This window comes from Streptomyces sp. ADMS, assembly GCF_033441795.1.
In the GTDB taxonomy this organism is placed as follows: domain Bacteria; phylum Actinomycetota; class Actinomycetes; order Streptomycetales; family Streptomycetaceae; genus Streptomyces.
In genome coordinates this window covers 41432-55475 of the sequence record NZ_JAVFVX010000054.1, presented here as the reverse complement: position 1 = coordinate 55475, position 14044 = coordinate 41432, and the positions used below count along the sequence as shown (strand labels likewise).

General features: G+C 70.8%; 13 protein-coding genes, 1 other RNA gene and 1 pseudogene. 6 read left to right on the top strand and 9 right to left on the bottom strand.

From position 1 onward, the window contains the following. The first annotated feature begins 426 nt into the window (after window positions 1–426). Both RB628_RS23335 and RB628_RS23330 read left to right on the top strand, forming a co-directional pair. The gene (locus tag RB628_RS23335) at window positions 427–2073 is read left to right on the top strand and encodes a hypothetical protein (RefSeq protein WP_318322464.1); all 1647 of its coding nucleotides are present in this window, start codon (window positions 427–429) and stop codon (window positions 2071–2073) included. A gap of 32 nt (window positions 2074–2105) precedes the next feature. Continuing rightward, window positions 2106–2249, top strand: a complete 144-nt coding sequence (locus RB628_RS23330) for a hypothetical protein (RefSeq protein ID WP_318322463.1) — start codon at window positions 2106–2108, stop codon at window positions 2247–2249. A 249-nt stretch (window positions 2250–2498) separates the two neighbouring features. Here the strand turns inward: RB628_RS23330 and rnpB are convergent. The 4 genes and pseudogenes from rnpB to RB628_RS23310 all read right to left on the bottom strand — a co-directional run bounded on the left by rnpB (window position 2499) and on the right by RB628_RS23310 (window position 5457). After that, an RNA gene (gene rnpB, locus RB628_RS23325) (RNase P RNA component class A) lies at window positions 2499–2907 on the bottom strand. 182 nt (window positions 2908–3089) lie between these two features. Beyond that, a pseudogene (locus RB628_RS23320) lies at window positions 3090–3297 on the bottom strand (AraC family ligand binding domain-containing protein); the annotation flags it as partial. A gap of 23 nt (window positions 3298–3320) precedes the next feature. Then, window positions 3321–3899 carry a Uma2 family endonuclease gene (locus tag RB628_RS23315; protein ID WP_318322462.1) on the bottom strand — a complete coding sequence of 193 codons (579 nt, stop codon included), beginning with the start codon at window positions 3897–3899 and terminating at the stop codon, window positions 3321–3323. 112 nt (window positions 3900–4011) lie between these two features. Then, complete coding sequence (locus RB628_RS23310) at window positions 4012–5457, bottom strand: RNB domain-containing ribonuclease (protein WP_318322461.1); 1446 nt, start codon at window positions 5455–5457, stop codon at window positions 4012–4014. 235 nt (window positions 5458–5692) lie between these two features. On the opposite strand from RB628_RS23310, the gene yaaA reads away from it, so the two are divergent. Both yaaA and eda read left to right on the top strand, forming a co-directional pair. Continuing rightward, window positions 5693–6475, top strand: a complete 783-nt coding sequence (gene yaaA / locus RB628_RS23305; RefSeq protein WP_318322460.1) for a peroxide stress protein YaaA — start codon at window positions 5693–5695, stop codon at window positions 6473–6475. A 133-nt stretch (window positions 6476–6608) separates the two neighbouring features. Then, window positions 6609–7268: a bifunctional 4-hydroxy-2-oxoglutarate aldolase/2-dehydro-3-deoxy-phosphogluconate aldolase gene (gene eda / locus RB628_RS23300; RefSeq protein ID WP_318322459.1), complete on the top strand. Its 660-nt coding sequence runs from the start codon at window positions 6609–6611 to the stop codon at window positions 7266–7268. Here eda and RB628_RS23295 read toward each other — a convergent pair. From RB628_RS23295 to RB628_RS23285, 3 genes are read right to left on the bottom strand one after another with little or no spacing between them, the layout of a single operon-like run. Then, on the bottom strand, window positions 7243–8412 hold the full coding sequence (locus RB628_RS23295) for a bifunctional RNase H/acid phosphatase (protein ID WP_318322458.1): 1170 nt from the start codon (window positions 8410–8412) through the stop codon (window positions 7243–7245). The genes eda and RB628_RS23295 overlap by 26 nt on opposite strands. A gap of 55 nt (window positions 8413–8467) precedes the next feature. Beyond that, entirely contained in the window at window positions 8468–9211 is a 744-nt protein-coding gene (locus RB628_RS23290; protein WP_318322468.1) for a zinc ribbon domain-containing protein, read from the bottom strand. Continuing rightward, window positions 9208–10074, bottom strand: a complete 867-nt coding sequence (locus RB628_RS23285) for a Nif3-like dinuclear metal center hexameric protein (protein ID WP_318322457.1) — start codon at window positions 10072–10074, stop codon at window positions 9208–9210. Before RB628_RS23285 ends, RB628_RS23290 begins: the two co-directional genes overlap by 4 nt. Before the next feature lie 284 nt (window positions 10075–10358). On the opposite strand from RB628_RS23285, the gene RB628_RS23280 reads away from it, so the two are divergent. Together RB628_RS23280 and RB628_RS23275 are read left to right on the top strand one after the other, a co-directional pair. Beyond that, window positions 10359–11600 (top strand): hypothetical protein, encoded by a 1242-nt coding sequence (locus RB628_RS23280; RefSeq protein WP_318322456.1) that lies wholly within the window; start codon window positions 10359–10361, stop codon window positions 11598–11600. Window positions 11601–11696: 96 nt separating this feature from the next. Then, window positions 11697–11864 carry a hypothetical protein gene (locus RB628_RS23275; RefSeq protein WP_318322455.1) on the top strand — a complete coding sequence of 56 codons (168 nt, stop codon included), beginning with the start codon at window positions 11697–11699 and terminating at the stop codon, window positions 11862–11864. Window positions 11865–11980: 116 nt separating this feature from the next. On the opposite strand, the gene RB628_RS23270 is transcribed toward RB628_RS23275, so the two are convergent. Then, on the bottom strand, window positions 11981–12919 hold the full coding sequence (locus RB628_RS23270; protein WP_318322467.1) for a 3-oxoacyl-ACP reductase: 939 nt from the start codon (window positions 12917–12919) through the stop codon (window positions 11981–11983). Between the two features lie 39 nt (window positions 12920–12958). Next, window positions 12959–14035 (bottom strand): Zn-dependent alcohol dehydrogenase, encoded by a 1077-nt coding sequence (locus tag RB628_RS23265; protein ID WP_318322454.1) that lies wholly within the window; start codon window positions 14033–14035, stop codon window positions 12959–12961. Between the last annotated feature and the right edge of the window lie 9 nt (window positions 14036–14044).

Here is a 14044-nt window from a genome sequence, read left to right as displayed (position 1 = left end):
ACGACGGCGAACCACGCCTGAGACAGCTCGAAGATCATTTACGGGACAGCCCTTACATGGCCGACTACACCCGTGACCTGGCCGACAATGGTGCCCCCGTTGCGCTGGAACGACACCCGTTCTGAACTGCTCGGCGCCGAGACTCGACCGCCACGAAGCCGGCTATGTCATGGGAGAGTTGTCAACCGTCAAGACGGGAAGACGAAACCGCCCCCACGGCACCTACCGAGTCATGACCCTGATCCTCGACATCTACGGCCTCATGGCCGAGGATCAACAATCCAACCCCTACCCGACCATTCTCCCCCGGCCAGAACCCCACGCGCCCCGCCTGAGCACCCCCACCGGCGCGCTGCAAGCGAACCGCAGCGCGGCGCCCTCGGCGATACAAACTGCCCGCCCACCACACCGCACAGGCAGCCGCCCATGGAACCCCGTAATTACCGCATGGTCGTCTCGACCACGAAGGACTTCGTCACGGCCTCCGCGGAAGCCGACCGCCAACTGCACCACTGGTTAAGCGTGATGAAGCCGTACGACACCTCGGTCCTCGACGAGGGCCGCAACGAGATAGCCGAGGGCGTCACTCTCGACCACGACGCAGCGGCGGGCCGCCACGGTTCGTACTCCCGCTGGCGCCTGCGCGAGACCAAAGACGCCACCCAGGGCACATGGCAGTCCACCCTGGTCGTCCGATCAGGCAGCCGCCACGACAACCGCCGCACCTGGCTCCAGATTGACATCGAGCATCAGCCGGCCCCGGACCAACGGCACATCAGAGCCAACACACCCGGAATAGCCAGACTGATCCTCGATGCCCTCCCCACCCAGGACGGTCTCGCGGACGTCGGCACGGACCCGAAGTTCATCGAGCCGGACGACGTGGAGGAGGTCATCGAGGAACTCTGCGAGCAGGACCGCAGACTTCCCATCGTCGTGGCGAGTGTCCCTTACGGACAGGACCCCCAGGCCTGGACTGAAAAGATCATCGAACCGGCCTTCCGCCACCTCACCGGGCTGGCCGTCATGTACGTCCTCAACCCAGAAGCCCAGCAGGCCTTCAACGCGACCCTCGAACACCACCCCGTCTTCGGCGGCGGCATCCGAACCTACCGCCCCGGCGTCGACCCGGCCTGGCAGCCTGACGCCCAGCGCCACCCGGTGATGTCCCGGACGACGATCGAGGCGAACCCAAGGCGCGCGGCGGCAATCCTCGCCTCGCTCCCCCAGCGGCTGGCCCTGAGCCACCCGCTCCCCGCGGCGTTGGACACCCTGCCCGTCCAGCGCACCCGCCCCCGCCCGGCCGTCGGCAACTCCGGCCTTGATGCACTGCGCGGGGAGCTCAGGGCGGCCGATGTGCTGCTCCAGGAGGCGGAACAGCGTGAGGAGTCCCGCGACGAAGAGATCCGTGACTTCCGCCGACAGCTGAAGCAGGCGGAGGACCGGGACTTGCAGCAGATCGTCGAGAACGACCAGCTGTACGGCGATCTGCAGGACGTCCGTCGCAAAGCACGCTTCCTCCAGAAGCAACTCGAAGAGGCCGGCCTCCACGTCCTCGCTCACACCCCGCCCCCGGAACCAGCCGACCGGCCCACCACCTTCGTCGAAATCCTGGGCCGCATGGGCGAGTTCAAACATCTGCGCTTCACCGGAAACGCCAAGAAGACCAAGGACCTCGACGCCCAGTGCATCGGCAACTGGGTCACCGTCGCCTGGGACGCTCTGCGCGCCCTGAACGACTACGCCGCCGCGTCCGCCGCAGGCACGGCGGGCGGCGACTTCCGACACTGGTGCGACAACCTGCCGGACGACTGCGAGAACCCCTTCCCCTCCGGCAAGGTCAAGATGAAGGAGTCGGAGACGGTCGGGAACAACACCGACTGGCGCCGCCAGCGCACGTTCCCCGTACCGAAGTCCGTCGCCAAGGAAGCCAAGTTGTTCATGCAGGCCCACCTGCGCATCGGCGGAGGCAACACGGTGTCACCCCGCCTGTACTTCCACGATGACGGCCCCGGCACGGGGCTCGTGTACGTCGGATACATCGGCCCGCATCCGGACAACACGCAGACCTGATCGAAGTGGCCGCCGACACTTACAGCCGACCGATGGAACCGGACCATCTGGCCGAGTCCATCGAGACGGTCGCCGGGCGGCTGGAAGAGCTTCGCGCGATGTACCCCCGGCTCACCGCAGCCCGCGCCAAACGGGCCGTGCGGGCTGACACGACGGCCAATGCCGAGACCGCGTAATCCCACCATGCCGAGACCGCCCCGATGCCTGCGGCTCCAGCAGCATGCTCCGACGGGACGGCTCTCGCGAACGCCCAGCCCAGAAGCCTCGCGCGCCCCTCCGCTCCAGGGACCTTTCAGGGACTTTCAGCTCTGCCCGAGGGACTTCCGAGGGACTTTTCGCTGCCTAACACGGCAAGGCCCCGAAAGACCGGAAAGGGCCTCCGTCGCAGATCAGAGGCCCCTTCCAAGGCAAACCGCAGGTGGCGGCAGACGAGTCGGGCTGTACGCCGGGTTCTGTCGCCCGGTCGCCTCGCGGCGGCCGGGGAGACGGCCATCCATCTAGGGCCGACGTTGCCGCCGGCCTCGTGCGGTCTACCCGCGGACTCGGGCGGGCAGCCCTCGAACGTCCGCGCAGAGCCGCTTCTTACGGCGGCTCCTTTTGACCTTGCTCCGGGTGGGGTTTACCTAGCTGCCCAGGTCGCCCTGGGCACTGGTGGTCTCTTACACCACCGTTTCACCCTTACCCGGCGCCGAGGCGCCGGGCGGTCTGTTTTCTGTGGCACTGTCCCGCGGGTCACCCCGGGTGGCCGTTAGCCATCACCCTGCCCTGTGGAGCCCGGACGTTCCTCGGGGAGCGCCCCCGAAGGGGAGTCCACGCGGCCGTCCGCCCGGCTCGTCTGCCGTGTCGACCATGCTACCGGGCGTCCGCCCTGCCGTGGTCCAGTGGCCGTCGCCAGGACAGAGCCCGCCAGGATCAGGGCGAAGGCGGCGAGGATGCCGGCGGTCAGCGGCTCGTCCAGGAACAAGGCGCCCGCTGCCGCGGCGAAGGCCGGACCGACGTACGTGAGGACCGTGGCAGCCCGGGACAGGGCGGAGGCGGCCGCCCAACTTGTCGATGACCTCAGTGCCGTCCACGCACAGCCCGACCGTGAACTCGTCGTGGGCGTGGGGGGCGTAGACGTGCCGGTCGAAGCGGGCGGTGAGCAGGTCCAGGGCCGGGGCCGCAGCGGCCGAGCCTCGCTCTGGTCCACCGTGCCTGTTCGCGTGTGCCCCCGGCCGCGTTCACGGCTCCACGTTACTTCGCGGGGATCAGAGGAACTCTGTCGTGTCCAGGTCGAAGGCGAAGGGCTCGGGGAGGGCCACCGGCTTGCCGAGCGGGAGGGTGCAGTGCTGGCGGTAGTCGTCCTTCTCCGGGTCGCTGAACAGCGTGATCGAGGAGGCCTCGCGGTCGATGAGCAGGTAGAGGGGGATGCCGCCGCGGGCGTAGCAGCGGCGTTTGGCCTCGCGGTCGGTCTGGGGTTTCGACGAGGTCACTTCGAGCACCATGGCCACACCGTCGCAGGGCATCCAGGAGTCGGCGCCCCGGTAGAGCCGTAGCTTCGTGGGGGCGAAGGTGCCGTCCGGGATCACGTGGTTCCTCGGGCAGCTGCCGCCGCTCTGCAGTTTCAGTCCCTTGTTGCCCGAGAAGTCCATGTCGGTCCGGGACCGCCTGATCACCTGCTTCATGATCTGGTTGATGTAGTCCTCGTGGTCCCCGTCCGGCGGCGGCGTCACGACGATCTCCCCCTCGATCAGTTCTGCCCGGAAGCCCTCCGGGGTGTCGAGGGCCAGGAAGATCTCCAGCAGGCCCTCAGCCATAGTGGTGGGCTCATGAGCCACGGCAGTCATGTCACGCCCCTCCTTCGGTCGCTCGCCAGACTGGGACATCGGCTGATCACCTGTCCATGAGATCGGGATCCGTTCCCTCGATCGTGGCACACGGTCACGCCCGGCGTCCGGCTCACGCGGGAGCGAACCGCACCCCCGCCACCCCCAGGTCCGCCCGCGTGAGCCGCACCCGCAACCGCTCCCCCAGTGGCAGCGGGACCCCGTCGCCCTCGATACGCGCGACGATCGCCGGAGACTCCAACTGCACCGTCCCGAGCGTGGGTCTGCGTTCCTCCACGTCCACCACCCACCCCTCGAAGACCTCCCCCACCCGGTCCCTGAGCAGCACCGCCTCGACGATGTCCACGCACCCGCGCTCCACCGCGCCCGCGCGCCTCCCGCCCTCGGCCATCTCCTGGGGAAGCGCGTCCAGGGCCGCCGACACCCAGTCGGGCGGGAGCTGTTCGGCGACGGCGGCCAGGCAGAGCTCCGAGGCGTAGCGGTCGGCGAGGCGGCGTAGAGGGGCCGTGCAGTGGGCGTAGGGGGCGGCTACGGCCGAGTGGGTCGTAAGGTCCGGGAGGTCACCGTCGCGGAAGACCGTGTAGCCGGCGCCTCGCAGCAGCGTCGTGCACTCCTGGAGGAACGCCGCGTGGTCCGGGCGGTGTGGGTCCAGGGAGCGGATCAGGGCCGCGTACGAGACATGGTGCGGCCAGTCGATGTGCAGGGCTTGCGCGGTGCGGCGCAGGCGGCCGACGGCGCCGTCCGGGGCGGTGGGGAGGGTGCGGAGGACGCCGGTGCCGTGGGTCAGCATCAGCTCGGCCGCCGCCATGCCCGTCAGGAGGGAGATCTGGGCGTTCCAGCCTTCGGCGGGCAGCGGTGCGCGGTAGGTGAGTGAGTACGTGTGGTTGTCGTCCTGGACTATCTCCTGCTCGGGAACGTTGAGGGAGATGCCGCCGCGTTCGATTTCGAGGCGTTCCCTCGCCTCGCCCACCTCCCTGAGCAGGGCCAGCGGCTCCTCCGCCGTCCCGGCGTCGAGTTGGCGCTGCACGCCCTCGTAGTCGAGTCCGGCCCGGCTGCGGACCAGGGCCCGGTGGACGGTCGCGGCGACGGTACGGCCGTCCGCGTCGAGGTCGATCGTCCACAGCGCGGCCGGGCGGGTCCGGCCCGGGAGGAGGCTGGCGGCGTCCTCGCTGAGCACCGGCGGGTGCAGGGGGGTCTTCTCGTCCGGGAAGTAGAGGGTGCTGACCCGGTGGTGCGTCTCCGTGTCCAGGGGCGTGGCCGGTACTACGAATGCGGCCACGTCCGCGATGGCGTACCGGACGCGGAAGCCGCCGGCCGGGCGGCGGGAGAGGTGCATCGCCTGGTCGAGGTCCGTGGACGCGGGCGGGTCGATGGTGAGGAACGGGATGTCCGTGGCGTCCGTCGCGGGGAGGACGGGGGCCTTCGCGGCTCGCTCCGCCTCCGCCAGTACCGCGGGCGGGAAGCTGTCGGGGACGCCGAGTTCGGTGCGTAGCGCGGTGAGGGCGGCCCGGAGGGGGTCTTCGGGGGCGCCGGTCACGCGTATGTGGCGGCGGGGCATGGAACGAGCGTAGGCACAATCCAGCCCGTCCGGCGATTGAGGACGAGGCCGTTCAGGCCGAAACGGGGGCCTGGGGGCGCAGCCCCCGGCGAAGGTGCCGGCGCAGCCCCCGGCGCACCCGGCGCAGCCCCGACGAAGGTGCCGACGCAGGCCCCGGCGAAGGTGGCGGACCCGCGTGACCACGTAATCTGACGCGCGTCGACTCTGTGTACACGTACCCGTCTGGAGACTCACCGTGCTTGTCCTGCTGCCTCCCTCCGAAGGAAAGGCCGCTTCGGGTCGTGGCGCCCCCCTGAAGCTGGAGTCGCTGTCCCTGCCGGGGCTCACCGACGCCCGCGAGGCCGTGCTCGGGGAGCTCGTCGAGCTGTGCGTCGGTGACGAGGACAAGGCGTGTGAGGTGCTGGGGCTCAGTGAGGGGCTGCGGGGTGAGGTCGCCAAGAACGTGGCGTTGCGGACCGCTGGGGCGCGGCCTGCCGGGGAGATCTACACCGGTGTGCTGTACGACGCCCTCGGCCTCGCCTCTCTCGACGCGGCGGCGAAGAGGCGGGCCGCGCGTTCGTTGCTCGTCTTCTCCGGGCTGTGGGGCGCCGTCCGGGTCACGGACCGTATCCCCTCGTACCGTTGCTCGATGGGCGTGAGGCTGCCCGGCCTCGGGGCGCTGGCCGCGCACTGGCGTACCCCGATGGCCACCGCCCTTCCCGAGGCCGCCGGTGACGGACTGGTGCTCGATCTGCGCTCCTCCGCCTATATGGCGGCCTGGAAGCCGAAGGAGGAGGTTGCCGGGCGGACGGCGACAGTACGGGTGCTGCATGCGCCGACCCGTAAGGTCGTCAGCCACTTCAACAAGGCGACCAAGGGCCGGATCGTACGGAGTCTGGTGAGCGCGGGTGCGGTGCCCTCCGGGCCGGGGGAGCTGGTGGAGGCGTTGCGGGATCTCGGGTATGTGGTGGAGGTTTCGGCGCCGAAGAGGGCGGGGGCGGCCTGGGAGCTGGATGTGCTGGTGGACGAGGTTCACTGAGTTGACGCGTCGGCGGTCGGCTGTGGCACCGTCGTGGCTGGTCGCGCAGTTCCCCGTGCCCCCGTGAAGCACTCCATTGCAACATATGCAATGACCTTTGCGCACACCGCAAAGCGAGGGCAGGATGAGGCGCATGCCGAGCCGCCCCGCGCCCTACCCCTACCCCTCCGTCCTCGACCTCGCCCCCGTCGTCCCCGTGGTCGTCGTCGAGGACCTGGCTGACGCCGTGCCGCTCGCTCGCGCGCTCGTCGCCGGTGGGCTCCCGGCCATCGAGGTCACCCTGCGTAGCCGCGTCGCCCTCGACGCGATCCGGGCCATAGCCGATTCCGTCCCGGACGCGGTGGTCGGTGCCGGAACCGTCATCTCGCCCGCACAGGTGGCCGACGCTCTCGCCGCCGGGGCCCGCTTCCTCGTCAGCCCGGGCTGGACCGAGGTACTGCTGGAGTCGATGCGGGCGTCCGGAGTGCCGTTCCTGCCGGGGGTGTCGACGACCTCCGAAGTCGTCGCGCTGCTGGAGCGCGGGGTGCCGGAGATGAAGTTCTTCCCGGCGGAGGCGGCGGGCGGCACCGCGTATCTGAAGTCGCTGTCCGGGCCGCTCCCCCAGGCCCGGTTCTGCCCGACCGGGGGGATCGGTCCGGTGAACGCGCCTGACTACCTCGCGCTGCCCAACGTCGTTTGCGTGGGCGGGAGTTGGATGCTCCCGGCGGATGCCATCGCCGCCCACCACTGGGGCAGGGTCGAGACGCTGGCCCGCGAAGCAGCGACGCTCAGCGCAGGTGGGACGTGTCGTTGAAGAGCCTTACGCTCGCGTTGCCGTCCGCGTAGTACGCCACCGCCGACAGTGAGGCCGCCGACAGTTCCATGCGGAACAGGGACTCGGGCGGGGCGCCCAGGGCCAGGCGTACCAGGGTCTTGATCGGGGTCACGTGGGTCACCAGCAGGACCGTACGGCCCGCGTGGGCCGCGATCAGCTTGTCGCGGGTGACGGCCATCCGGCGTGCGGTCGCCGCGAAGCTCTCGCCGCCGCCCGTCGGTTCGGCCTTCGGGGAGGTCAGCCAGGCGTTCATGTCGTCCGGGTAGCGCTCGCGCACCTCGCCGAAGGTCAGCCCCTCCCACGCGCCGAAGTCCGTCTCGCGCAACCCGTCGTCGATCGTCACGTCGAGGCCGAGGCGGGCCGCGACAGCGGCGGCCGTCTCACGGGTGCGGGTCAGGGGGGACGCGACGATCGCCTCGATCGTGCCGCGCCGGGCCAGGGACGCGGCCACCCGCTCGGCCTGGTCGCGGCCCACGTCCGAGAGGGACGGGTCGGTGCCGCCGCTGCCCGAGAAACGCTTCTGGGGGGTGAGAGGGGTCTCGCCGTGACGGAGGAGTACGAAGGTCGCGGGCGGGCCGAGGTCCGCGGGTGCCGACCAGCCGACGGCCACCTTCGTGGCGGCACCGGTGTCGGCGTCGGCGGCCGTCGCGGCGGAAGCCGAGGCGCCCGCGTCCAGTTCCGCCGTCGACGCGGACGCCGACCACTGTTCGCCGCGCCTGCCCGCGTCCATCGCCTCGTTCGCCAGGCGGTCCGCGTGCTTGTTCTTCTCGCGCGGGATCCACTCGTACGTCACCTGGCCGGCGTCCGGGTACACCCGCGCCGCCTCCGCCGCCAGCGGCTTCATGTCCGGGTGCTTGATCTTCCAGCGGCCCGACATCTGCTCGACGACCAGCTTGGAGTCCATCCGGACGCGGATCGTGGCGGCCGGGTCCAGTTCACGTGCCGCGCGCAGGCCGGCGACCAGCCCCCGGTACTCGGCGACGTTGTTCGTGGCGACCCCGATGTACTCGGCCGCCTCCGCCAGTGTCTCGCCCGTGGCCGCGTCGATGACGACGGAACCGTAGCCCGCGGGCCCCGGGTTGCCCCGGGAACCGCCGTCGGCCTCGACGATGAACTCCCGCACGCCGTACGCCCCTTACTGACTTGCAGACATTCAGACTTTCAGGCTCGTTGGTGGGCTACAGACCGGACTCCGACGTGCGCACCAGGATGCGGCGGCAGTTCTCGCAGCGCAGTACGGTGTCCGGCGCGGCCGCCTTCACCTCGTTGACCTCGGTGATGTTCAGCTCCAGGCGGCAGCCCTCGCAGCGGCGCTGGAAGAGGCGGGCGGCGCCGACCCCGCCCTGCTGCTGGCGCAGCTTGTCGTACAGCTTGAGAAGGTCGTCGGGCACGGAGCCGGCGATGACCTCGCGCTCCTTCGTCGCCGTGGCGGCCTCGCCGTCGAGGGTCTCGTACGCCACCTCGCGCCGAGCCGTCGCGTCGTCGATCTTGCCCTGGACGGCGCCGACGCGCTCGGTCAGTTCGGCGACGCGCTCCTGCGCGGACTCACGGCGCTCCATGACCTCCAGGACGATGTCCTCCAGGTCACCCTGCCGCTTGGCGAGGGAGACGATCTCGCGCTGGAGGTTCTCCAGGTCCTTGGACGAGCTGACGGCACCGGAGTCCAGGCGCTGCTGGTCGCGGGTGGCACGCTGGCGCACCTGGTCCACGTCCTGCTCGGCCTTGATCTGCTCGCGGGCGCAGTCGCTCTCCTCGGTCGTCGCGGCCACCAGCAGGTCGCGCAACTGCGTGAGGTCCTTGGTCAGCGACTCGATCTCGGCGTGCTCGGGCAGCGACTTGCGCTTGTGCGCGAGCTGCTGGAGGCGTGCGTCGAGGGACTGGACGTCGAGAAGTCGGATCTGGTCGGCGGGCGCGGCGTTCAGTTGGGGGCTCCCAGTGCTTCAGAGGTGGTGGTGGACGCCGCGTGGGCAGTCCAGGGGTCGGTGACCGTCGCGGAGACATGGACCCGAAGGCCCCATCCGTTCCGGTCGGAGATCTCGTCGAGCTGGGCGGCGGCCAGCTCGCACCAGGGCCACTCGGTGGCCCAGTGCGCCGCGTCGAGCAGCGCGAGGGGGCTGTGGGCGCGATCCGCGACGAACTCGGACGCCGGGTGGTGGCGCAGGTCCGCGGTGAGGAAGGCGTCGACACCGGCCGCGCGTACGTCGTCGAAGAGGCTGTCGCCGGAGCCGCCACTGACGGCGACCGTGCGGACGAGTGCCTCGGGGTCACCGGCGACCCGGATGCCCTGCGCGGTCGCGGGCAGCCGTTCGGCGGCGCGGGCGGCGAACTCGCGGACGGTCAGCGGATGGTCCAGCTCGCAGACCCGGCCGAGGCCTCGCCGGCCGGCGGGGTCGGTGGGGTCCGGTACGAGCGGTCGCACGATCCTCAGGTCGAGGGCGCCGGCGAGGGCGTCGCTGACTCCCGGGTCGGCGCGGTCGGCGTTGGTGTGGGCGACGTGGAGTGCGATGTCGTGCTTGATCAGGGTGTGCACGACCCGGCCCTTGAAGGTGTCCGCCGCGACCGTGGTCGTACCGCGCAGATAGAGCGGATGGTGGGTGACCAGCAGATCGGCCCCCAGCTTCACGGCCTCGTCGACGATGTCCTGGACGGGGTCCACGGCGAACAGGACACGGGAGACCTGTTGACCGGGGTCGCCCGCGACGGTGCCGACCGCGTCCCAGGACTCGGCCCGCTCGGGGGGCCAGAGGGCGTCGAGTGCGGCGATGACTTCAGACAGACGGGGCACGAGCGCAAGGCTACCTGGCGCCTCTGTGCGCCTGAACCGGCGCCGCTCTCGCGGAGGTGGTTGCTCGCCGTCGTGGTTCCTCGGTTGTCGGTCACGGCAGCAATCGTTGGTTACGGCAGCGTGCGCAGGGCATCCGCTGCCGCCCGCCCGAGCCCCGGCCTGCACACGCGCCACCGTTTCCTCAGGCGAATCGTTACTTGGCCATCCTTATGTGTGAAATCGCCGCCACCCGGTTCCCCCCTCCACGTGCGAAACCTAGTTTCGTCGCCGGAGGTGACCGATCGATGACAGCCTGCGCGATCGAACCCACGGCGGAGAAGGGGTCGTCCCCGGTGGCGGAGTGCGCGATCACGGCGGACGGTGCCTACGCGGCCCGCCTCGCACGAAACGGCGACTCCTGGTTCCCGGAGCGCTGGACGCTCGACGGACCCGAACCGTACTCCGTGCCGCTGCCCGGCAACCAGCCGGAGGAGCCCGGCACCCAGGTGCTGCCGATGGGCGACGGGCGAGTGCTGATCCACCGCCCGATCGGCGGCCGGCACACCTTCGCGCTGCTCTACCCGACCGGCCCCGGCACCGGCGAACTCCCCCTCGGCGCGGTCGAGTGCCCCGACCCCGGCACCCCGCTGCGGCTGCTGCCCCCGGCTCCGGGCGGCGACCGCGCGTACGCCCTCGTCCTGGGCCCGCGTTCGACGACGGTGTGGCTGGTGGCGGGCGGCGCCTTCGGGCCCGAGTACGTGACGGAGGTCCCCGGCCGCTGCTCGGGCGGGGTCTGGCTGGACCGCACGGGCCGGCTGCTCGCCCTGGACCGGGAGTCCGAGGGGCGCACGAAGGCGGTCGTGGTCGATCTGGAGCGCGCCGGCGAGATGTCACCGCTGCTGCAGATCTCGGCGGAGAGCAACGACCGGCTGCTGCTCGCGGACGCCGACAGCGGGCTGCTGCTCATCGGCTCGGACGCGCCCTCGCCCGGCGGGCAGGAACGGTTGGGCTGGGGAGTGCTCGGCAGCACCCTGCCGGTGCGTTTCCCGGAGTGTCTGCGGATCGACGGGTGCGCGCTCACGCCGTTCGCCATCCAGCCGGGGCAGGTGCTGACGCCGGAGAGCTGTGGGGTGGCGCTGCGGGTCGAGGGCCCGGCGGGGAGCTGGGGTGCGGGCAGCGGGGGCGTGCGGAGCTGGGTGGGCGTGTGGCGGCCGGCGGAGCGACAGGTGCGGCACTTTCCGGCGCCGGAGGGGTGGTTGCGGGGAGTTGGGCTGTGGAGCAGGGTCGGGGAGCTGCAACTGCCGTACGCGACGCGGGAGGTGCCGTGCGGGGTGGCTCGGGTGTGGGCCGAAGGGGCCGAGGGGTCGGAGGGGGCCGAGGAGAAGGGGGCGGCTTTGGAGTCGGGGGGTGCGACGAGCACGGAAGCGGACTCTCCGGCGCCCGTCGCGGTGGCTCGGCCCGTGCCGTTGCAACAGGCTCCGCTGGGGCGGCTCGTGACGAAGACCGGGAAGCCCGGTAACGAAGTGACGAAGCTTGTAACGAAGTAATTCCGGTCCACGTGTGCGGCTCGTGTCACCCCGAGGTGCCCTGGTTAAGATCGCCCGGCTGCCAGAAAGATCATGTTGACGGGGTGAACACTTCCGATGAGCGACTCAAGCACCACGCAGCCGCTGTCCGCCGCTGCCCACGAGGCCACGGGCCACAACAACGGCCACGGCAGACACCGGGGTCCGGTCTCGGTCCACAACGACGAGGCGACCCCGCGCGGCCGTCACCGCAAGCCGTCCGAGCAGGCCGAGAACAGGGCCTGACAGTACGACATCTGACGGTACGTCAAGCGGTATACGGCTCCGCCCTTCCGTTTGGGCGGAGCCGTTTTCCGTTGACTCTCTCCCGGTGTCTGTCGATGCCTGTCGCCAGCTTGCCGCTAGCCGCGCTTGAGTCCGAGCACCTCCGCCGCCGCGAACGTCTCCCCCGCTGGCCGCTCCGCGTAGTGCGGGGTGAGGAGGGCGTCCAGTTCGTCGTAGGTGAAGGTGTCCTGCTTGCTGTCGAACTTGGCTGCCACCCGTGGGCGTTCGACGACGGCGACCATCCCGCCGTGCACGACGAGGAGCTGCCCGTTGACGTGTTCGGCGGCCGGTGACGCCAAGTAGCCGACGAGCGGGGCTACATGCTCGGGGGCGAGAGGGTCGAGACCCGCGTCGGGGCGCTCGAACCCCTGGAAGACGTCCTCGGTCATACGGGTCCGGGCGCGTGGGCAGATCGCGTTCGCCGTGACGCCGTACTTGGCGAGGGCGAGGGCCGTGGAGGTGGTCAGCCCGACGATTCCGCCTTTCGCGGCTGCATAGTTGGGCTGCCCCGCCGAGCCGGCGAGGAACGCCTCCGAGGATGTGTTCACGATCCGCCCGTACACCGGTGCGCCGGACGCCTTGGCGCGCTCCCGCCAGTGCGCGGCGGCGAAGTGGGTCGTGTTGAAGTGTCCCTTGAGGTGGACCCGTATGACGGAGTCCCACTCCTCCTCCGTCATGGAGAAGACCATGCGGTCGCGCAGGATGCCCGCGTTGTTGACGAGGACGTCCAGCTTCCCGAACTCGGCGATCGCCAACTCGGCCAGTTCTCGGGCCTGTTGGTGGTCGGCGACGTCTCCGGTGTGGGCGACCGCCGTGCCGCCCGCCGCCCGGATCTCGGCGGCGACCTCCTCGGCGGGGGTGGCGGACGCCTCGCCGGAGCCGTCGCGGCCGGGCTTCCCGTAGTCGTTGACGACGACGGCCGCGCCGAGCCGGGCCAGTTCCAGCGCCTCGGCCCGGCCGAGGCCGCGCCCCGCGCCCGTGACGATCGCGGTCAGTCCCTCAAGCGGCAGTGACAGTGACATCGGTGGCATCGGTGACATCAGCGCTCTCGACTCTCAGATCTCGATGCACGTACGCAGCGCGGCGCCCGTGCGCATCTGGTCGATGGCCTCGTTGATGCCGGCGAGCGGTACGCGGTGGGTGATGAGGCCCGCGAGGTCGACGCGTCCGGCGCGCCAGAGGGCGATCGTGCGCTCGTAGGACCGCAGGACGTCGCCGCCGCCGTACATGGACGGCAGGATGCGCTTCTCGTCGAAGAACAGCTCGAACATGTTGAGCTGGAGGTTGTCGTCCATGGCGCCGGCGCCGACGACGACCATGGTGCCGCCGCGCCGGGTGGCGTCGTAGGCGGTGCGGGCGGTGGCGGAGCGGCCGACGACCTCGAAGACGTAGTCGAACCCCTCGCCGCCGGTGAGCTGTTGCTTGGCGTCGGCCAGCTCGTCCGGCGAGACGGCCTTCGTGGCACCGAACTTGAGCGCGGCCTCCCGGCGGGAGGCGACCGGGTCTACCGCGACGATCTCGGCGGCGCCCTGGAGCCGCGCGCCCTGGATGGCGGAGATGCCGACGCCTCCGCAGCCGATGACGGCGACCGACGAACCGGCCTGTACGTCAGCGGTGTTGATGGCGGCGCCGAGCCCGGTGGTCACCCCGCAGCCGATGAGGGCGGCGATGTCGAAGGGCACGTCGTCGGGGATGGGCACGGCGCAGCCCGCGTCGACGACGACCTCCTCGGTGAAGGTGCCGGTGCCGGCCATGCCGAAGACATCGCCGGCGGGGCGCCTGAAGTTGGGGGTGCCCGCGTTCATGAACCCGGCGAGGCACAGTTCGGTCTGGCCGCGCCTGCACGCCGGACAGGCGCCGCAGGCGGGCAGCCAGCAGACGACGACCCGGTCGCCGGCCTTCAAGTGGCTTACGCCGTCCCCGACTTCGAGGATCTCGCCGGCGCCCTCGTGGCCGGGGACGAAGGGCGCGGGCTGCGGCAGTACGCCGTTCATCGCGGAGAGGTCCGAGTGACACAGCCCGGTGGCCCGTACCCGGATCCTCACCTTGCCGGGGCCGAAGCCCACGGCCTCGACGTCGTCGAGGACGTCGAGCTTGTCCTGCCCGATCTCGTGCAGTACGGCTGCGCGCATTGGTGCGGC